This window comes from Kitasatospora sp. NPDC032150, from assembly GCF_055579945.1.
Genome location: NZ_JBVIMH010000045.1, coordinates 17,915 through 35,794 on the forward strand (window position 1 = coordinate 17,915; position 17,880 = coordinate 35,794).

General features: G+C 70.3%; 22 protein-coding genes, 2 tRNA genes and 1 pseudogene. 12 read left to right on the top strand and 13 right to left on the bottom strand.

Annotated features, from left to right (window positions below):
* Positions 1-18: 18 nt before the first annotated feature.
* The 3 genes from ACZ5ON_RS32570 to ACZ5ON_RS32580 all read right to left on the bottom strand — a co-directional run bounded on the left by ACZ5ON_RS32570 (position 19) and on the right by ACZ5ON_RS32580 (position 3,443).
* Positions 19-390 (bottom strand): hypothetical protein, encoded by a 372-nt coding sequence (locus tag ACZ5ON_RS32570; protein ID WP_465600218.1) that lies wholly within the window; start codon positions 388-390, stop codon positions 19-21.
* A gap of 399 nt (positions 391-789) precedes the next feature.
* Entirely contained in the window at positions 790-1,419 is a 630-nt protein-coding gene (locus ACZ5ON_RS32575; protein WP_465600221.1) for an SUKH-4 family immunity protein, read from the bottom strand.
* A gap of 323 nt (positions 1,420-1,742) precedes the next feature.
* Complete coding sequence (locus ACZ5ON_RS32580; RefSeq protein WP_465600224.1) at positions 1,743-3,443, bottom strand: S53 family peptidase; 1,701 nt, start codon at positions 3,441-3,443, stop codon at positions 1,743-1,745.
* 313 nt (positions 3,444-3,756) lie between these two features.
* Here ACZ5ON_RS32580 and ACZ5ON_RS32585 point away from each other — a divergent pair, with 313 nt between their 5' ends.
* Entirely contained in the window at positions 3,757-3,903 is a 147-nt protein-coding gene (locus tag ACZ5ON_RS32585; RefSeq protein ID WP_465600226.1) for a hypothetical protein, read from the top strand.
* A 455-nt stretch (positions 3,904-4,358) separates the two neighbouring features.
* Here ACZ5ON_RS32585 and ACZ5ON_RS32590 read toward each other — a convergent pair whose 3' ends face one another.
* Positions 4,359-5,336 carry a hypothetical protein gene (locus ACZ5ON_RS32590; RefSeq protein WP_465600229.1) on the bottom strand — a complete coding sequence of 326 codons (978 nt, stop codon included), beginning with the start codon at positions 5,334-5,336 and terminating at the stop codon, positions 4,359-4,361.
* Positions 5,337-5,395: 59 nt separating this feature from the next.
* On the opposite strand from ACZ5ON_RS32590, the gene ACZ5ON_RS32595 reads away from it, so the two are divergent.
* Positions 5,396-6,067, top strand: a complete 672-nt coding sequence (locus tag ACZ5ON_RS32595) for a TetR/AcrR family transcriptional regulator (RefSeq protein ID WP_465600232.1) — start codon at positions 5,396-5,398, stop codon at positions 6,065-6,067.
* A 324-nt stretch (positions 6,068-6,391) separates the two neighbouring features.
* Here ACZ5ON_RS32595 and ACZ5ON_RS32600 read toward each other — a convergent pair whose 3' ends face one another.
* On the bottom strand, positions 6,392-6,967 hold the full coding sequence (locus ACZ5ON_RS32600; protein WP_465600235.1) for a TetR/AcrR family transcriptional regulator: 576 nt from the start codon (positions 6,965-6,967) through the stop codon (positions 6,392-6,394).
* A gap of 2 nt (positions 6,968-6,969) precedes the next feature.
* Between ACZ5ON_RS32600 and ACZ5ON_RS32605 the strand changes: the two genes are divergently transcribed.
* Positions 6,970-7,944, top strand: coding sequence for an SDR family oxidoreductase (locus tag ACZ5ON_RS32605; RefSeq protein WP_465600283.1), 975 nt, complete (start codon positions 6,970-6,972; stop codon positions 7,942-7,944).
* Between the two features lie 12 nt (positions 7,945-7,956).
* Positions 7,957-8,304, top strand: coding sequence for a DUF6841 family protein (locus tag ACZ5ON_RS32610; protein ID WP_465600286.1), 348 nt, complete (start codon positions 7,957-7,959; stop codon positions 8,302-8,304).
* 455 nt (positions 8,305-8,759) lie between these two features.
* Here ACZ5ON_RS32610 and ACZ5ON_RS32615 read toward each other — a convergent pair.
* From ACZ5ON_RS32615 to ACZ5ON_RS32625, 3 genes are all read right to left on the bottom strand, one after another.
* Positions 8,760-8,846: transfer RNA gene (locus tag ACZ5ON_RS32615), tRNA-Leu, on the bottom strand.
* 17 nt (positions 8,847-8,863) lie between these two features.
* Positions 8,864-9,139: a hypothetical protein gene (locus tag ACZ5ON_RS32620; protein WP_465600238.1), complete on the bottom strand. Its 276-nt coding sequence runs from the start codon at positions 9,137-9,139 to the stop codon at positions 8,864-8,866.
* Between the two features lie 110 nt (positions 9,140-9,249).
* A complete protein-coding gene (locus ACZ5ON_RS32625; RefSeq protein ID WP_465600241.1) occupies positions 9,250-9,609 on the bottom strand; it encodes a zinc ribbon domain-containing protein YjdM in 360 nt (119 codons plus the stop codon).
* A gap of 770 nt (positions 9,610-10,379) precedes the next feature.
* On the opposite strand from ACZ5ON_RS32625, the gene ACZ5ON_RS32630 reads away from it, so the two are divergent.
* The 7 genes from ACZ5ON_RS32630 (at position 10,380) to ACZ5ON_RS32660 (ending at position 14,450) form a co-directional block, all read left to right on the top strand.
* Entirely contained in the window at positions 10,380-10,655 is a 276-nt protein-coding gene (locus ACZ5ON_RS32630; RefSeq protein ID WP_465600244.1) for a hypothetical protein, read from the top strand.
* Positions 10,656-10,710: 55 nt separating this feature from the next.
* Positions 10,711-11,091 carry an ArsR/SmtB family transcription factor gene (locus ACZ5ON_RS32635; RefSeq protein WP_465600247.1) on the top strand — a complete coding sequence of 127 codons (381 nt, stop codon included), beginning with the start codon at positions 10,711-10,713 and terminating at the stop codon, positions 11,089-11,091.
* Positions 11,092-11,570: 479 nt separating this feature from the next.
* Positions 11,571-11,765 carry a hypothetical protein gene (locus ACZ5ON_RS32640; RefSeq protein WP_465600249.1) on the top strand — a complete coding sequence of 65 codons (195 nt, stop codon included), beginning with the start codon at positions 11,571-11,573 and terminating at the stop codon, positions 11,763-11,765.
* A gap of 3 nt (positions 11,766-11,768) precedes the next feature.
* A complete protein-coding gene (locus ACZ5ON_RS32645) occupies positions 11,769-12,116 on the top strand; it encodes an ArsR/SmtB family transcription factor (RefSeq protein WP_465600252.1) in 348 nt (115 codons plus the stop codon).
* 68 nt (positions 12,117-12,184) lie between these two features.
* Positions 12,185-13,837 (top strand): SulP family inorganic anion transporter, encoded by a 1,653-nt coding sequence (locus ACZ5ON_RS32650; RefSeq protein ID WP_465600289.1) that lies wholly within the window; start codon positions 12,185-12,187, stop codon positions 13,835-13,837.
* A gap of 96 nt (positions 13,838-13,933) precedes the next feature.
* Positions 13,934-14,068, top strand: a complete 135-nt coding sequence (locus ACZ5ON_RS32655; protein WP_465600255.1) for a DUF6126 family protein — start codon at positions 13,934-13,936, stop codon at positions 14,066-14,068.
* A 61-nt stretch (positions 14,069-14,129) separates the two neighbouring features.
* Positions 14,130-14,450, top strand: a complete 321-nt coding sequence (locus ACZ5ON_RS32660) for a LysR substrate-binding domain-containing protein (protein ID WP_465600291.1) — start codon at positions 14,130-14,132, stop codon at positions 14,448-14,450.
* Positions 14,451-14,683: 233 nt separating this feature from the next.
* Here the strand turns inward: ACZ5ON_RS32660 and ACZ5ON_RS32665 are convergent.
* Both ACZ5ON_RS32665 and ACZ5ON_RS32670 read right to left on the bottom strand, forming a co-directional pair.
* Positions 14,684-14,770 (bottom strand) — tRNA-Leu (locus ACZ5ON_RS32665).
* 55 nt (positions 14,771-14,825) lie between these two features.
* Positions 14,826-15,005, bottom strand: coding sequence for a hypothetical protein (locus ACZ5ON_RS32670; protein WP_465600258.1), 180 nt, complete (start codon positions 15,003-15,005; stop codon positions 14,826-14,828).
* Positions 15,006-15,052: 47 nt separating this feature from the next.
* On the opposite strand from ACZ5ON_RS32670, the gene ACZ5ON_RS32675 reads away from it, so the two are divergent.
* Complete coding sequence (locus tag ACZ5ON_RS32675; RefSeq protein WP_465600260.1) at positions 15,053-15,397, top strand: alpha/beta fold hydrolase; 345 nt, start codon at positions 15,053-15,055, stop codon at positions 15,395-15,397.
* Between the two features lie 82 nt (positions 15,398-15,479).
* Here ACZ5ON_RS32675 and clpP read toward each other — a convergent pair.
* The 3 genes and pseudogenes from clpP to ACZ5ON_RS32690 form a co-directional block, all read right to left on the bottom strand.
* Positions 15,480-15,662, bottom strand: a pseudogene (clpP, locus tag ACZ5ON_RS32680) (ATP-dependent Clp protease proteolytic subunit); the annotation flags it as partial.
* A gap of 74 nt (positions 15,663-15,736) precedes the next feature.
* Entirely contained in the window at positions 15,737-16,333 is a 597-nt protein-coding gene (locus ACZ5ON_RS32685; protein WP_465600263.1) for an ATP-dependent Clp protease proteolytic subunit, read from the bottom strand.
* Positions 16,334-16,849: 516 nt separating this feature from the next.
* On the bottom strand, positions 16,850-17,878 hold the full coding sequence (locus ACZ5ON_RS32690) for a beta-ketoacyl-ACP synthase III (protein ID WP_465600265.1): 1,029 nt from the start codon (positions 17,876-17,878) through the stop codon (positions 16,850-16,852).
* Positions 17,879-17,880: the final 2 nt, after the last annotated feature.

The window sequence follows — 17,880 nt, forward strand, 5'->3', positions numbered from 1 at the left end:
TCGGGTGCCCACGCAACGTCAGAGACGCGGCCGGTCCAAGCGGCCGATCCGATCGCCGATCTCCTGCTGCCGGCTGTCCAACCGGTCCATCCCCGTGCCCACTTCGTCGTCGGTCCGATCAGCCGAGGCGGCCATGCTCTGCAGTCCCCCGCCGATCTTCCCGAGCTGCTCCGCGAGGTGGTTCATGGAGTCGATGATCCCGTCACGCGCTCCCGTGTAGACGGTCCCGAAGTACTGGCCGATGTCATCGTCACCCCAGGGCTCCTTGAGAGCCTCAAGACCCTTGCTCAGACTGTCCGTCGCCTTGCCGAACTCCTCGGCGAGGCTCTCGAACTCCCGCCCCTCACCCTGCAGTTCCCATGGATTCAGATTGAACTCGCCGCCGGCCAAACCTGCCGCCTCCCCCAAGGCTGCTCACTGAACACTCTCAAATGATCAAAATCTAAGCATTCATCACCTGAAATGGTGTTCGCCACCCTATCGCCCCGACCGCTCGACGCCCAGCAGCCGCTCAGGTAAAGCCCATCGGCCCCCACCATGCCTTGGACACGGCCACGCCCCGTGCCTCCTCGGCCGTTGTCCGACGCCCGCCACTCACCGAGGGTGTAGAGGTGGTCCCCAACCTCCGGAACCACCAGGCCGCCCGCTGCATCGAAGCCCCCGGCACCGTGATCACCAGCCGGGGCCACCGGGCCCGGGCCGACAGGCCGGCCGAGCCGCCTGGTCAGGGGCACCGACACTCGGTCAAAGTTCCCGGCACGCGGTCGGTCTCCTCGATGTATCGAGCTATCAGTCCGGGTCCTCGATGTACTCGAACACGTCGTGCCAGAACCCGGGCTTCTCCGCCAGGACGCCCAGCTGATCGAGCCAGCCCTCCAGCCGGTCGACGGCCGGTTCCCAGCCGCTCTCGTCCACTTCGTCCACGGTGAGCGAGGCAAGCGCCAGGGTCGTGGCCAGGGTCTGAACGGACGGCGCGACCCGCCCCGCGTAGCCCATTGCGTGGTCCCAGCCGTCCGGGTGGTAGAGCTCGATCACCCCCGTCGTGGCGTCCAGCATGAAGTGGTACTCGTGGCCTTCGACCAGTTTGAAACAGAAGTTGACCGGCGGGGTGTCGTCGTCCGGATACCTCCTGCCGAAGAGCTCGTCCGCGTCGGCCGCCCAGATGCCCTCCTCCGGCAGGAAGAGCGATTCGAGCCCGATCCTGGTGATGTCGACGAGGGGGAATCCGACCGTGGTGAGGAACTCCCTGGACTCCCGATGGGTCAGCTCCGCCGGCAGTTCGGACTCGTCCGGACGCCACAACGAGCCCTCACCGAACACCGATTCGAGCCACTCGGCCATCGGCGCCTGTGCGCCTTCCGGCAAGGCCCGGCGGTCCGCGCCGCTGGGGGCCGACGGGTTCTGTGGGTTCCGCTCCACTGCGTGTCCTCGATCTCCGTACTCAGGGGGCTTGCCCGGCGGCTGCTGCGAGGGCCAGATCACCGGACTCCCCAGCTTCAGCCAGAGGTCGTCTATCCGGTTGGGACAGCGCTGGTTGTCCTCGTCCGTCTACCGCATCGCTTCGTCCCGATCGTACTTCTGCCCACGACTGAACGGATCGTCAATGATCTCGCTCTTGCCGCATCTGGCGCCATAACAGAAGGTAGCCCGCTCCACCCGATGTTCCTTTGGCCCGCCCGGAAAGCGCGACCGCCGGTACGGGGTGGGAACCCCGTACCGGCGGTCGCCGGGTGCAGGTGCGGTTACTCGTCGCTCGACGAGGACTGACCGCCGCCGAGCAGGGCGTTGGTCAGGCCGTCGGCGGCCGGGGAGCCCCAGCCGGTGACCTGGTCGTAGCCGGTGCCGGCGGAGAAGTCCTGGTTGGCGCCGGTGGTGACGTCGTGGAAGGCAGAGCCGTAGTTGCTGCCGCCCGCGATCGAGTACAGCTTGGGGTTCACCTCACCGAGTGCCGACTGGCCGGCCGCGGTGGCCTTCTGGTTGAACAGCGAGGCGTAGCCGGCCCAGAGCGGGGCCGCGGCGGAGGTACCGCCGATGACCTGCCAGCCGCCCGCGGTGTAGACGGCGAAGCCGCTGTTCGGGTCGGCGTTGGAGGAGACGTCCGGGACGGTGCGCTTGCCGCCGCCGACACCGGTGCCGCTCTGCCAGCTCGGCTGGGCGAACTGGGTGGAGACGCCACCGCCTGCGGTGCTCCAGGCGCTCTCCGAGGAGTAGCTGTTGTCGTCGTTCACGCTGAGGTTGGTGCCGCCGACGCCGGTGACGTACGGGTCCGAGGCCGGGAAGTCGACCGCCTGGACGGAGGAGCCGCTGGTGGAACGGGTGCAGTCGCGCGAGCCGTCGTCACCGGAGGCCGAGAAGACGCTGATGCCCTGGGCGGCGGCCTGCTTGAAGGAGTTGTCGACCGCGGTCATCGAGGACGCGGTGGTGTCCGGCTCGCAGGAGCCCCACGAGATGGAGATGACCGAGACCTTGTTCTCCGACACGATCTGGGCCGCCATGTCGATCTCGCCCTGGTCGCTGTTGGGGGCCTCGTAGACCAGCTGCTGGGCCTTGGGCGCGACGCCGCGCACGATCTCCGAGTCCAGCTCGACCTCGCCCTGGCCCTGGCCCGGGGAGCTGTCGTAGTTGGCGCCGTCCACCGAGACCGTGCTGACGTCCGGGCCGGACAGGCCGTACTGGCTGTCGTAGGCCTTCAGGTTGTTGGAGTCGTAGCCGTCGAACTCCCAGAGGGCGACGGTGGTTCCGCTGCCGTCGGCACCCAGCTTGTCGAGGTTGTAGGCGCCGTTGTACTGCGCCGGAGCGACTCCGCTCGGAGTGTCGTGCGGGGTCGCCGCCTTCGGCTTCGCCATGCGGGTGGTGCGCACGGTCTTGTCGTTCAGACCGGAGACGCCCTGGACCACCTTGGCCAGCGCGACCGGCACCGACGCCGCACCGTCGTTGGCGAAGAAGGTCTTGTTCTCCAGCTTGTCGACGTAACGGCTCTCGTGCGTGCCGAAGGCTTTGGCGATCTGCTCGTTGGTGCCGCTGGCGTTCACCACCTGGCGGTTGGCGCTGACCGAGGCGACCTTCAGGCCCTGGCCCTCCAGGTAGGAGCGCACCTGCGCGACATCGGCCTGGGTCGGGCCGAAGCGCTCGGTGAACTGAGCCGGGGTCAGGTAGTGCCCGTACTGCGGAGAGTGCTTGTCGTTGACGGCCGCGAGGAAGCGGTCGAGCTGCGCGGTGTTGCGCAGCTTGAGGCTGACCGCCACCGATATCTGCTGGGCGGCGGGGACATCGCCCTGCTTCTGCGAGTGCGCCACCGCGGGGGTCACGGTGTTGGGCAGTGCCACCCGGGGCGCCGAGACGTGGGGCGCCGGCGCGGCGTAGGCGGTCGTGGCAGCCAGGGAAGCCGCGGTCAGCGGCAGGACGGCGAGTGCCGAGGCAAGAGCGAGCGAGCGGGGTCGCACGGGATCCTCCGGGAAGTGGGGTTAGCTCCGGATCGGGAACGCTTGTCCGAACTTCCCAGGAAACTCTCAGGATTGGGCTCAAGCCTGAGCAATTCCTTATTAAAAAACAGTCAACTGTGAAGATGCTGGGAGCTGCAACTGAATGACCGGCCCTTCATACAGTTAACGGCCGGATCCAGCACGAGACTTGGGGACGTCCATCGATCCCCCACCCAATCACCGGGATCGTGAAGCTCGTGCCCTCCCGCTCCCGTACGGCCGTCGGCCCCCTCCGCGGTTCGCACCCGCACTGGGGCGGCGCCGGGCCAAGACGGTGCCGGCGGTCCTCACGGCATCACGGCTCCGGTGGCAGTACGTCCGGCTCTCGGTACGGGACTGGGCCGAGGGCCGCCTGCTGGCCCTGGAGGACGCCGCCGACACCGCCGCCAGGGTGGTCCGCAGGATCTTCCGACCGCAGTAGGCGCACCCGCCATACCGGCCCTCGAGACCCCCGGGATCTCCGGGGCCTCCGAGGCCTCCGAGGCCTCCGAGGCCTCCGGGAAGGCAACGAGGCCGGCCAGCCCGACATCTCGTCAGACTGACCGGCCTCGGGCGGTCGGTCGACCCTGCTGGGGCACCGACGAAACGCCCCGATCAGGGCCTGTGCAAGCGCTGAGCGGAGAGTGTTCCCAGGCTGTACGTGATCGTTTCTCACTCGAGAGCGCCAACTGTCCCGTCTCAAATGATCTGGTCCGGAGCCAGGGCCGTGACCTGCGACGGCCAAGTCACCTGAGACGGGACACGAGTGGTCCCCGAGTGGTCCTGCTCACGAGTTTCGACAGCGCCTGTTCACGGGTTCGGGAGGCACCCGCACCAAGCGGTGCTCGATGCTCACGAGAAGCGACAGCACTGCGACCTCTACCACCGGCCACGCTGTCACCGGGCTGACGTGACCGGCGGGTTGCCCAGTTCCTTGATGAGTTGCCGATAGGTCGCGAAGGCCGGCTTGGGGGTGTAGTCGTCGCGCAGGAGGCCGAAGTGATGGAAGAGCCCTTCGGCGTTGCTGTCGGCGTCCCGCAGGGCGAAGAGCGAGTAGCCGTTGATGTTCAGGTCTGTGGCGAGGTCGGCGACGGTTCGGATGACGGTGTCGAGCGCGGCGGCCTGTCGCTGCTCGGTGCGGCCGGGGCCGGTGGGCCAGCCGTTCTCGCACACGCGGATCGGGACGGTGTCCGGGATGCCGGCCTGCGGCAGGCTGGTGCGGCGGAACGTGGTGAGGACCGCGGTGACCGCGTCAGCCAGCTGGTCTTCGGCGACGGGCCGGAACACGTCCGGGAAGAAGTCCAGGCCGACGTAGTCCAGGCTCTGCCGAAAGCGCGCGTCGGCCAGGGCGCCGAGGCCGGCCCAGAAGGTGTCGGCCGGGTCGAAGGACGGCACGGCGTTGAAGCCGACCGCCGCGCGGTGGCCAAGGGCTCGGGCCTCCTGCTTGGCGGCGATGACCCCTTGGACGAGCGCGTTCAGGACGTTGGGGGTGCTGCCGTCGACGGAGGGGAGGTTGAGGTTGGGTTCCTCGCAGATCTGTACCGACGCCAGCTGCGGTCCGCCGGTCCGGACTGCCTCGCGGACGAACTCCGGCCACCCGTCCAGCTCGCCGGACGGCTCGCGGAACTGCAGTACGAGGTCCAGGGTGCGGCCGCGTTGGAGGTAGGTGTGTGGGGCGGCGGGTGTGGGTTGCGTCTGCGGTGTCTCGACGGCGGCGAACGAGCGGTAGGCGCGCACAGCCAGCGTGTCCACGTCGCCCTGCAGTTCGTCGAGGGCCTCGATGATGCGATCCGGCACGTCCGGGCGGACCGGATGGATGATGCCCTGGTCGTCGCCCAGGATGCCGCCGGGATAGATGCCGAAGGTCATGGTCATGCTCGCCCCCATAATTCTTGGTGTCACACCAAATTTGTGGTGACACTATCATGTGGCGCATGGGCCTTCGAGAGATCAAGAAGCAGCAGACCCGGACGGCGATCGCCGACGCGGCCCTGGGACTGTTCCTGGAGCACGGCTTCGACCAGGTCACGGTGGCGGAGGTGGCACGGCACGCGGGTGTGTCCACCAACACCGTGTTCAACTACTTCCCCACCAAGGAGGACCTGCTCTTCGACCGCCAGGCCGAAGTCGAGAACCACCTCGCCGCCCTGGTGCGCGACCGAACGCCGGGCACCTGCCCGGTCGCGGCCGTCCGCGACGACCTGCTGTCCGCCCTACGGCAGGACCATCCGATGCTCGGGCTCCAGCCCGGCGCGCCCGCGTTCTGGCAGGTCATCCAGGACAGCCCGGCCCTGCGCGCTCGCGAACGCGAGATCGGCGACCGCATCGAGGCGGCTCTGGCGACCGCTCTGACCGAACATCCGCCGAACACGGCGGACGCACCCGGCGATGCCGGCCACCCGCTCTCGGCGCTCCTCGCGGGCGCCATCGCAGGCACCCACCGCGCAGCCCTGCGCGAGCTCCGACGACGCATCATGTCCGGCGAGCCACCCGCGCGCGCCCGCGACTCCATCGCCTCGGCAGCCCTCCGGGCATTCGAGCTCCTCTGCTCCGGACTTCACGCAGGTGGCGAACAGACGCCGCACGAGCTGCAGGTCTCTCCGTAACAGCATCCGAGACGGGGTCCCGCTGGCGCTGGTGCTGTCGACACCCGTGAACGGTTCGACTCGCTCCGCGGCGCCAGGTGCCGCCCGAACCCATGAACAAATGCTGCTCGTTCTCGCAGACAGAGCCAGGCAGGGCTTGGCGCCGAACGCGCAGTGCTGGCTGCCGCGGGAGGTGATCGAGCGGTTCGTGTTGGTGGGTTGCCCCAACGGCCGGGGAGGCGACCCGCGGCAACTACCGCTCGCGGGGCACCGTTTCGTCGGTACTTCCTGGTGGGGCACCGACGAAAGGCGCCCGTTGGCCCGGCGGCCCGCCAAAGGAACGGGCTACCGGCCCGCTCCGTGGCGGAGCCCGTCGAGGATCAGGTCGAGGAGGCGGCCGGCCCGGTCGCGCTGGGCGGGCGCGCTGGTGATCAGTGCGACGCCGGCGAGGCTGAACCCGATGTCGATGGGGTCGACGTCCGAGCGCAGGAGACCGGCTTCGGCGCCGGCGCGCAGCAGGGAGCCGACCGCGGTGCCGAGCTTGTCGAGGGTCTCGGCGAAAGGGTCCGCGCCGGAGGCGACCGCGGCCCGCAGGGCGTCCGCCATGCCCTGCTTGGCGGCCAGGTAGTCGATGAACCGGTCCATCCACAGGCGCATCGCCCGGTCCGGCGGGAGATCGGCCAGCAGCTCGGCGGCGCTGTCACAGACCCGGGCCAGCTCGTTGCGGTAGGCCGCCTCGACCAGCGCCTCGCGCGTGGGGAAGTGCCGGTAGAGCGTGGCCGAGCCGACACCCGCGGCCTTGGCGATCGTGTCGATCGGCACGTCCGCGCCCTTCTCGGAGAAGGCGCGCACGGCCGCTTCGAGGATGCGCTCCCGGTTGCGGCGGGCATCGGCACGCAACACGCTCGGCTGGGCGGTCAAAGCTGCTCCCTTCGTCAGGGGACCAGTCTACCTGGACAACCGGGGAGTTCTCCGGTTACGGTTGCAGAGAAGCGGGGAACTCCCCGGTTGCGGCTGTCGCCCATTACGCTCCACACGCAAGGAAGACCCTCATGACCTCCCCGAAGACGGTTCTGATCACCGGCACGTCCTCCGGCATCGGCCTGGCCGCCGCCGTCGCCGCCGCCCGGGCGGGCTGGACCACCATCGCCACCATGCGCGACACCGGCAAGGCCGACGCCCTGCTCAAGGCCGCCGCCGAGAACGGGGTCGCCGACCGTATCCAGGTCAAGCGCCTGGACGTGGTCGACCCCGAGAGCATCGCCGCCTGCCTGGGCGAGGTCATCGCCGAGCACGGCCGCCTCGACGCCCTGGTCAACAACGCCGGCGCCGCCCAGGTCGGCACCATCGAACTGATGAGCCTCGACGACGTCCGCACCGCCATGGAGGTCAACTTCTTCGGCGTGGTGGCCGCCACCCGCGCCGCCCTGCCCCACCTGCGCGCCACCCAGGGGCGGGTGATCACCGTCACCAGCGTCGGCGGCGTCGTCGGCCAGCCCTTCAACGAGGCGTACTGCGCGGCCAAGTTCGCCGTCGAGGGCTTCATGGAGTCCCTCGCCCCCGTCGCCGCCACCGTCGGCGTCGACGTCACCGTCGTCGAACCGGGCGCGGTCGCGAGCGAGTTCGTCGCCAACATCAGCCTGGACATCCCCGCCCTGCTCGCCGCGTCCGGCCCCTATGCCCCGGCCCTTGAGGCGTACATCGCCCGCACCCGGGACTCCTACGGCAACGCCCAGACCCCGGCCGAGGCCGCCGCCCCGATCATCGACGCGCTGACCGCCGACCGCCCGGCCTTCCGGATCCAGACCTCCGAGTGGGCCCGCGACTTCGTCGCCACCACGCTCGCCGACCTCGACGGCTCCGCAGTCCAGACCCTCACCAGCACCTGGGTCCGCTGAACCACCCCAGACATCGAACTCGCCGCGGCCGGCGGGACCGACCCGGCGCCGCTGCTGGAGTACTTCGCGGTACCCCTGACCGTGACCACCGGCATCGCGCACACGGTCCTCACCTCGGCCGAGCAGCTGACCGCCGGGCTCGCCCACGAGCTGGCCGCCCTGCGCGACCTCGACTACGGCGGCAGCCAGGCACTGGACCCGGCCGGCCGCGCGCTGAACGAGCGGGCGGTCACCATCGAGGTGAGCTGGGCCCGCCACGACCGCTCGGGCGCCGAGTTCCAGCGTCCCCGCGTGTTCTACTTCCTCGCCCGCACGCCGGACGGCTGGCGGATCACCACCTCGGCGGTCCTGGCCGGCTGAGCCTGGCTGTGCGTGCGGAAGCCGACACCAACCCGAACGGGCCCGGACCGCGGAGCGACTCCGCGATCCGGGCCGCTGTCTTCAACAAACCACCGTTTCCTGAAGGCCAGCGGCCAGGCCGTCCGACGACCTCTCAGACCCTTCAAAAACTCCTTCAAAAACCAGGGCGGTTCCACAACTCCGAGCCCCTGAACCCTCTATGACCACATCCCAGACCTGCAGGAACTCCGCGCCTACAGGACCAACTGGGCATCCAGGCCGCACGGCGGGCGCGCTTCAGATCGAAGGCCAGTGGTACTGCCCCGCCATCCCGCAGCCGTTGATCACCGTGACGGCGGATCTCCACAACTCACAGATCGACCAGGCACTCCCGTCTCATCGGCACGAAATGCCGAAACGGTGCCTCCCGCAGCGACTTCCGTCACTGTGGGAGGCACCGTTTCGTCGGTACTTCCTGGTGCGCGAGGGGGGAGTTGAACCCCCACGCCCTTGCGGGCACTGGAACCTGAATCCAGCGCGTCTGCCTATTCCGCCACCCGCGCAGGTGATGTCCCACATCCTAGCCGATCTTCCGACCCGCCTCGCACCGGCACCCCACCACCCCGCTCCCGCCGGAGTGCTGGCTCGACGGCCGCGCGGGCGGGAAGAACGAGTGGGCACCGCCGCACTGACCATCGGCGACGCCGGCAGGTGCCTTGCTTGTCCCGGTCGAAGTGGCAGCCTCCTGGTGGCGCCCCCAGGTCCCGCCCCACTGGCCGCTGGGCTCGTTCATCGGCTCGCCCGAGCTGAAGTCGATGCCCCAGTGGTCGTGCGCGTACCGGGCTATGGTGGCCATGTAGGCGGCGTGCGGGCCGTAGTTCTGCTCCTGCAGGTTGTTGCCGCCGTCCGACGCGCCGTGCGGGTGCGGGAGTTGGTGATCTGCGGCTGGTGCGCCGGGAACCGGGGTCAGGCCTTCTTGACCACGCTCGACTTGAGCTGCATGGCGCCGAACCCGTCGACCTTGCAGTCGATGTCGTGGCCGTCGACTCCGTCGACCAGACGGATGTTGCGGACCTTGGTGCCCGCCTTGATTCCCGAGGGGCTGCCCTTGACCTTGAGGGCCTTGATGACGGTCACGGTGTCGCCGTCGCTGAGCACATTGCCGACGGCGTCCTTGATCACTCGCTCGCCGGAGGCAGCTGCCTCAGCCGCGCCGCCATCGGCGGGAACCCACTCGTTGCCGCACTCCGGGCAGACCATCAACGCGTTCATCTCGTAGGTGTACTCGCCGGAGCACTTGGGGCACGGAGGCAAGGTCTCGCTCATTTGTCCAGCGTATCCGACCGCTGGCTCGCGTCCTGCCGCGTGCGGCACGGCTTCGTCGTTCATGGTCTCCCGCGATCAGGCCGAGGCGGCCGTCGTGGCGGCGGCACAGCAACAGCGCCGTGCCGCGCGACGCTCAGCGGCAGCGGGCCTGCTGGGCGGGCTCGGAGATCGGCTCGGCCGGGTCGGTGACGACACCGCCAGCCGGCACGGTCGTCGGTGTCGATCCGTTCGGCCTGGCACTCGGCGTAGCCGGAGGTGACGGGCCTGCGCTACGCGCGGGGCGGCGCTCTGCACGGTATGGCCGCCCCGGCGTCGGTGTTTCCGGGGCGGCCACCCTGCGGCGACCGCTTCCGGAGGTCGCTGCATGATGACCTTAGCAGTTGATAAAGTTGGAAACCGCGTGCAAGGACAGGGGAGGAATGCGTATCTCACCGGAGTGCCGCGCGGCAGCGCCGCTTGCTCTGTAGGCGGCGCGGGGTGCCTCGTGCCGTCCCGCGCCGGGCAAGCGACGCCCGTGCCCGCGCTCCGGGCATTTCTCGCTCCTGTCCGGCCCCGCTGGTCGCGGAGGGTGCACGCGCGCTCGCCGTCGCCCTGGGTGTGGTGCTCCGGGGCGGCGGTGAGCATGCAATGGGACCTGGAGACCACTGGCGGCGTCGGCGTCCTGCGGCTGACCGGCTACCGACCCGCTACTGGGCGAACGAGCCACACACCGTATCCGAGGCGCGTTCGACTGAGCCATCGCCCGCCGCCTCCGAGCGATCGTGATCGACATGTCCGCCCTGACGGGCTGGAACTCTTCCGGCGAGGGCGCGATCGTCGACACGGCCGGCCGCGCGCCCGCTGGCCGCAGCCCGCCTGCGGTCTGCGGTCTGCGGTCTGCGGTCTGCGGCCCCAGGGAGCGGCCCGCTCCGTTGTTGACGACAGGCTGCGCCCGGTCCGTCCTGCGACTGTTCCCCGACATCGACGTGGCCATGGCGGCTCTCGGCATGCGCTGGCCGCCCACCGCGCTCGCCGTACGGATGATCGCGCACTTGCACAGTTGCTAAGGTCGGTACTTGATGATGTTCTGCCTGGCCCGGGCCCGATGGAGACGGTGACGACGTGAACGGCGAAGCCCCTACCCCGCCTCCCGTGGTCGGTGCGCCGCTGTACCAGCTGAAGGCGGAATTCTTCAAGACCCTCGGCCATCCGGTGCGCATCCGGGTCCTGGAGCTGCTCAGCGAGCGCGAGCACGCTGTCGCCGAGATGCTGCCCGAGGTCGGCGTCGAAGCCTCCCACCTGTCCCAGCAGCTCGCCGTCCTACGCCGGTCCAAGCTCGTGGTCGCCCGCCGCGAAGGCTCCACCGTCTACTACAGCCTCACCGACCCCCGGGTCGCCGAGCTCCTGCGGGTCGCCCGTGCCATCCTCGGCGGTGTCATCACCGGCCAGGCCGAACTCCTCGGCGGCCTGCTCACCCAGGCCACCGGCACGCCCCGGAGCTGACCGGCCCCATCCGCCGTCGGCCGCCCGGCGTCAAAGCTCCAGCGCGGCCTCGATGCGCCGGGCGTGGTCGCGCGCTCGAGACCGATGGCGCCGGCGGCGGCCGGCGCGGGGTCGATGCCCTCGGCCGCACCGACCGTGCCGGAGCCATGCCGCTGGTGGAGTCGGCCAGAGCGTCGTCGATCGCCATCACGTCCTTGATCGCGGCGCGATGTCAGTCACACGGAAGTCCTCCTGACCTTGGCTGCCGCCCCGCCCGTTCCGCGGCCCGCCCGTGGCGCGCCGCGCCCCGAGCGCAGGGAGGATGCCTGCGACAGGCGGCCGGATGACCGCTACTGATCACGAAGGGTCATGACTATCTGAATCCACCACTTGCAAAAGGAGCTATTTGAAAAATTCTTCATATTCATACATGCTGGTGTGCTGTTGGATCGGCACAAGGTGCGTCCGGCGGAGGGCGCCAGCACCAGGGAGGACCGGTTGTGACCGCGATGTTCGACGAGGAGCTGCGCGAGCAACTCGCCCAGGCCCGCCAGGCTCTCCAGCAGGCCAAGGAGCGCGGGGACGACGACGGGGCACAGGCGTACGCCGGGCGGGCGGCCCAGCTGCTGCGCATCGCGGCCCACCACGGCATCGAGGTCGCGCACACCGCCGCGGAAGAACAAGGAGAGAGCTGAGCAATGGCCGTCCCGCTGTACCAGGCGAAGGCGGAGTTCTTCCGCACCCTCGGCCACCCGGTGCGCATCCGGGTGCTCGAACTCCTCCAGGACGGGCCGATGCCCGTGCGCGACCTGCTCGCCGCGATCGACATCGAAGCCTCCAGCCTCTCCCAGCAGCTCGCCGTCCTGCGGCGCACCAACCTGGTGAGCGCCATCCGTGGCGGCAACACCGTCGTCTATGCACTCAGCACCCCGGACGTCGCCGAGCTGCTGCGGGCCGCCCGCCGGATCCTCAGCGAGATGATCACCGATCAGAACCAGCTGCTCGACGAGCTGCGCGCGACCCCCACCCAGGAGGCCACGGCGTGAACGCCGTCGTCCACGGCGGCCTTCACCGGCTGCGCTCGATCCTGCCGGACCGTCAGATCCTCGCGACCATGGGCCGCTCCCCGCGCCAGGACCTCATCGCCGGCCTCACGGTGGCGATCGTCGCACTGCCGCTCGCCCTCGGCTTCGGCATCTCCTCCGGTGCCGGCGCCGAGGCAGGGCTCGCGACCGCCGTCGTCGCGGGCGCGCTGGCCGCGGTATTCGGCGGCTCCAACCTCCAGGTCACCGGCCCCACCGGCGCCATGACCGTCGTCCTGGTCCCGATCGTCCACCGCTACGGCCTGAACGGGGTACTCACCGTCGGCCTGCTCGCCGGAGTGCTCCTCACCGCCCTGGCACTCGCCCGGGCCGGCCGCTTCATGGCGTACGTACCGGTGCCGGTGGTGGAGGGCTTCACCCTCGGCATCGCCGCGGTGATCGGCCTGCAGCAGGTGCCCGGCGCGCTCGGCGTCAAGACGCCGGGCGGCGACAACCCCGCTGTCGTCGCGGCGAAGAGCGTCGCCGACTTCGCCGCCCATCCCCACTGGGCCGCCCTCGCCGTCGCGCTGGGCGTGGTCGCCATTATGCTGGCAGGCGTGCGCTGGCGGCCTTCCATCCCGTTCTCCCTGGTCGCGGTCGTAGCCGCCACCGCCGTCGCACAGCTGGTCCAGCTACCGGTCGCCACCATCGGGCACCTGCCCGCAGGGCTACCCGCGCCCTCGCTCGGTTTCTTCGACACCGCCACGGTGCCTGCCCTGCTGCCCTCTGGCCTCGCCGTCGCGGCACTCGCGGCGCTGGAGTCGCTGATGTCCGCGACCGCCGCCGACGCGATGAGCGTGAGTGAGCGCCACGACAGCGACCGCGAGTTGTTCGGGCAGGGCCTGGCCAACCTCGCCGCCCCGCTGTTCGGCGGCGTCGCCGCCACTGGCGCCATCGCCCGCACCGCCGTCAACGTCCGCACCGGCGCCGCCTCCCGCCTGGCCGCCCTCGTGCACGCCGCCGTCCTCGCGGTCATCGTCTTCGCCGCTGCCCCGCTGGTCTCCGGCATCCCGCTCGCCGCACTCGCCGGGGTTCTGATCGCCACCGCCGTGCGCATGGTCGAGGTCGGTTCCCTGCGCGCCCTGGCCCGCACCGGCCGTGGCGAGGCCGTCGTCCTGGTACTGACCGCCGCCACCACCCTCGCCTTCGATCTGACCACCGCCGTCATCGTCGGCCTGGCCGTCTCCGCCGTGCTCGCCCTGCGCTCCGTGGCCAAGGCCGCCAAGGTGGAGCAGGTCCCCCTGCGCGCCGACCTGCCCCGAGCCGACCACCACAACGAGGAACAGGCCCTGCTCACCGAGCACATCGTCGCCTACCGCATCGACGGCCCACTGCTGTTCGCCGCCGCCCACCGCTTCCTGCTCGAACTCACCGAGACCACCGAGGTCAAGGTCGCCATCCTGCGGATGTCCCGCATCAGCGTGATCGACGCCAGCGGCGCCCGCGTCCTCGGCGACGCCATCGACAGGCTCCAGCGACGCGGCACCCTCGTCCTGGTCTCCGGCATCCGCGACGAACACCACCGCCCGCTCGACGCACTTGGCATACTCGACCAGCTCAAGGCCGACGGCCACGTCTTCGCCGCCACCCCCGACGCCATCGCCTACGCCCGCGCCCACCTGCACGGCCAGGCGATCCCCGCCGACCACACCCTCGCCGCGAGCACCGCAGGACCATCCAGTTGACCGACGCCGGGAAAGGCCCGCGATGATCCGCCACTGGCGCGAGAGTGGACGAGGCGGCGGCTACACCCGAAACGACCACTCATCCAAGGAGTCCCCGTGAGCGACGCCGTCCGCGATGACAAGGCCAAGCGCAAGGCGATGCTCGTCCGAGCGTCGATCTACATCGCCGGCACCCACCTGTTCGCCGGGTTCGTGATGCTGCTCTTCTACCTCGGCAACCGCCACCGCTGAGCCCCAGGACCGCCACCTCGTACAGCGGGGGCCCGATGGCCCTCGACGTCCACATCGATGCCTGGCTCGTGGGAACCCCACTCGGCGGCAACCGGACCTCTGTGAGGCCGCCGGCTTCACCCCCGACATCCGGCACAGCACCGACGACTACGTCGTCATCCAGAACCTGGTGGCCCGACACCTGGGCGTCGCCCTGCTACCGCAGTTCGCCCTTGACGCATACCACCACCCCGACGTCCAGGTGCGTCCGCTCGGGCCCACCGACCGGGCCCTGTACCTGCCGTGTCACCGCGAAGCCCTCGAGATCCCCGCCATCGCACAGGCCACCCGGGCCCTCCAGCAGGCAGCAAGCGCACGCCCCGGACCACGATCGGATCTGTGATCGGCATGACGTCGGCCTCTGATTCACCGCCCACCCCGCAGCGACCACCACCGAGCCACTGACGTGCCTGACATCTGGAAGAGTCCACCCCACCCGCAAAACCCCGCCTGAACAGACAAAACGCCTCCGGCCCCTCGTGAAGCGTGCGAGGAGCCAGAGGCGTTTTCAACGCAATCGGGCCGGTCAAGCCGACATGCTGTCGGTTTGACCGGCCCAATTCGGTCGGTTGACCGTGGTGCGCGAGGGGGGAGTTGAACCCCCACGCCCTTGCGGGCACTGGAACCTGAATCCAGCGCGTCTGCCTATTCCGCCACCCGCGCAGGTGATGTCCCACATCCTAGCCGTCTTTCCGGCCTGCTCCGAACCAGCCCCCCGTCAGCGAGACGGGACGGCCCTGCGGCCGCGCTTCCGGAGCGCGGAGACGACCAGCGCGGTCAGCACGAGCACCGCCATGCCGATGCCCACCACCCCGGCGTAGCTGCCGAAGAGCGCCCGCATTCCCGAGCTCACCAGCCCCACCACCAACCGCACGAACAGCCGTCCCAGAAATCGCACCCTCGAACCGTACCCGACCCGGCGAGCCCCGGGAGGCCGAGCTGCTGGTGGCCGGTCCTGACCGTACCCGGGCCGTACTGCCGCCTCGGGTCTGGGAGCTGGCCGTGGCCATGGACCGGCTCACCCGGGAACGGATGTGGGGCGGCCCTCGGTTCACCGAGCAGCAGCTGTGCCCGCCGGCCAAGGAGCGGCTGGCCGAGGTGGTACCGACGCTGGTCGTCGCGGGGCTGGCGGACGCACCGGAGATCCTGGCCGCATCCGCGCTGCTGGCCGAGGGCATTCCCGGGGCCCGTCGGCTCGACCTCCCCGACACCGGCCATCTGCCGCCGGTGGAGCGGCCGCAGCTGGTCACCACCGCGCTGACGGACTTCCTCGCAACGGCCATGCCCTGATGATGACTGGTTGGAGGTGCAGGGGCGGGGAGACCGGCTGTGACGCCCGGCCAGGGCTCCCCGCCCGCCCTCAGCCGCGCCGGTCGTTCGCGGAGGTGTCGTCGATCTGCGCTCCGAGGAAGACGATCCGCTCCTCGAGGAGCTTGGCGTACGGGTCGTACTCGCGGAAGCCCTGCGAGGTGCGCTCGGCGAAGCCCGGGACGATGTAGCGGCCCTCGGCGCGCAGGCGCTCGTGGGCGGCGCCCATTAAGTCGGGGATGTTCATGGGGACTTCGGCCTCCGTCAGGAGATGGGCTGGTGGACGGGCGGTGTCGCCGGGTGTGCGGTGACCGGTCGGTCCTAGGCGCCCGTGCCGCCACCGCCGGGCACGTCCGCGGCGTGGTGCATCACGTCGTCGATCAGGCCGTACTCCTTGGCCTGCCGGGCGGAGAACCAGCGGTCGCGGTCGGAGTCCGCGGTGATCTCCTCGACGGTCCGGCCGCTGTGGAAGGCGATCAGTTCGGCCATCCGCTTCTTGGTGCGCAGCAGTTGCTCGGCCTGGATCCGGATGTCGGTGGCCGAACCGCCGAGACCGGCCGAGGGCTGGTGCATCAGGATCTCGGCGTTCGGCAGCGCGAAGCGCTTGCCCGGGGTGCCGGCGGTGAGCAGGAACTGGCCCATCGAGGCCGCCATGCCCATCGCGATCGTCACCACGTCGTTCTTGACGTACTGCATGGTGTCGTAGATCGCCATGCCGGCCGAGATCGAGCCGCCCGGGGAGTTGATGTAGAGGAAGATGTCCTTCTCCGGCTCGGCCGCCAGGAGCAGCAGCTGGGCGGTGATCCGGTTGGCGATGTCGTCGTCCACCGCCTCGCCCAGGAAGATGATGCGGTCCTGGAGCAGGCGGTTGTACACCTGATCGCCGAGGCCGCCTCCGGCGGCGGACGGAGTCGTCATTCCCACGCGCTTGGCCAGTGTCACAGTGCAACCGCCTTGTCAGTCAGGGGTGTTCTGGTCTCGGGTGCCGTTCACGGAGGTGGCGGGGAGCGGGCGGCGGCCGGCCGGTGGGCCGGTGCGCGATCGCCACGGAGCCCGGCGGGCCGCAGGGCAGGTAGCGAACGGTACCGGCCGGGCGGCGGCCGGCCCGGGGCCGACGCCCACCGAAGCGGCCCGTCGGCCGGGACCGGCGTCGTCGGCGGCCTGCCGCACGGTCACTTCCCATGGCCTCGCTCGCCCGCAGGTCACAGCCCGCGCTCCGGTTCACCGGGCAACGCTCCCCGCCGCCGTCTTCGCAGATCGTGGCTGTTCAGCCGCTACCCCCTCCGGCCGTCGTACCCCTGTGTGGCTGAGTGACCGTCGATCATCGCCGCCATCGGAGACGATCCCGCCCTGACACTCTCTCTCTTCCCCTTTGCCAGACGCAAGTTGATCCGTCAATTACCTCAGAAGTCGCACGGACAACCGGCTAGTTCCTCACACCGGACAGGGACCGGCGGCCTGCACGGGCTGGACGCCGGACCAGACCATGGCGGCCGATCCCCAGGTCAGACCACCGCCGAAGGCCGTCATCAGCACCCGGTCGCCCTTCGAGAGCTGGTCGTCCGCGGCGGCCTGGGCCAGGGCCAGCGGAATGGACGCCCCGGCGGTGTTGCCCACCTCCGCGAGCCGGCAGACCACCCGCTCCTCGGCCAGGCCGAGGCGCCTTGCCACCGCGCGCAGGATCCGGGCGTTGGCCTGGTGCCCGATGAAAGCGTCGATCTGCTCGGTCCGCCAGCCGACCGCCTCGGCCACGCTCCGCGCGGATCGCGTCATCGTCGCCACCGCCTGCGCGTAGACCTCGCGCCCGTCCATCCGGAAGTAGCGGGCGGCGGCGTCCGCGGCCAGGTGCGGTGCCCGCGACCCGCCGCCCGGGATGGCGATCAGGTCGGCGCCGGCGCCGTCGCTGCCCAGCTCGACGTGGAGCAGTTCACCCGGCGTGCCGGGCAGGCCGCGTTCCAGCACCACGGCCGCCGCCCCGTCCCCGAAGAGCACTGCGGTCCCCCGGTCGGCGGGGTCGACGATGGTGGAGTACGTCTCGGCGCCGATCAGCAGCACTCTCTCGTAGCTGCCCGCGCCGATCATCGCCCCGGCGACGCCGAGCCCGTAGACGAAGCCCGAGCACACCGCGGACAGGTCGAAGGCCGGCACACCTGCCAGCCCGAGCCGCGCGGCGATCTGCGGAGCGGTGGCGGGGCAGCGCTGGTCGGGGGTGGTGGTGGCCAGCAGCACCAGGTCGCAGGCGCGTCGGCCGGCCGACTCCAGCGCCGCGGCACCGGCGGCCGTCCCCAGGTCACCGGTGCTCGTACCGGGTCTGACCACGCGCCGCTCGGCGATCCCCGTGCGACTGAAGATCCAGTCGTGCGTGGTGTCCAGCACCCGGGACAGATCGTCGTTGGTCACCACGTCGGGCGGCAGGCAGGTTCCGATGCCGGTGACGACGGCGCGGACGTCGGTCGTGTTCATCG

Coding starts and splice junctions, on each gene's coding strand:
- ACZ5ON_RS32590 (WP_465600229.1), bottom strand. CDS start 5,336: ATGACCATGACCTTCGGCATCTATCCCGGCGGCATCCTGGGCGACGAC.
- ACZ5ON_RS32595 (WP_465600232.1), top strand. CDS start 5,396: ATGGGCCTTCGAGAGATCAAGAAGCAGCAGACCCGGACGGCGATCGCC.
- ACZ5ON_RS32620 (WP_465600238.1), bottom strand. CDS start 9,139: ATGGCCACCATAGCCCGGTACGCGCACGACCACTGGGGCATCGACTTC.
- ACZ5ON_RS32625 (WP_465600241.1), bottom strand. CDS start 9,609: ATGAGCGAGACCTTGCCTCCGTGCCCCAAGTGCTCCGGCGAGTACACC.
- ACZ5ON_RS32630 (WP_465600244.1), top strand. CDS start 10,380: ATGTCCGCCCTGACGGGCTGGAACTCTTCCGGCGAGGGCGCGATCGTC.
- ACZ5ON_RS32645 (WP_465600252.1), top strand. CDS start 11,769: ATGGCCGTCCCGCTGTACCAGGCGAAGGCGGAGTTCTTCCGCACCCTC.
- ACZ5ON_RS32650 (WP_465600289.1), top strand. CDS start 12,185: ATGGGCCGCTCCCCGCGCCAGGACCTCATCGCCGGCCTCACGGTGGCG.
- ACZ5ON_RS32685 (WP_465600263.1), bottom strand. CDS start 16,333: ATGACGACTCCGTCCGCCGCCGGAGGCGGCCTCGGCGATCAGGTGTAC.
- ACZ5ON_RS32690 (WP_465600265.1), bottom strand. CDS start 17,878: ATGAACACGACCGACGTCCGCGCCGTCGTCACCGGCATCGGAACCTGC.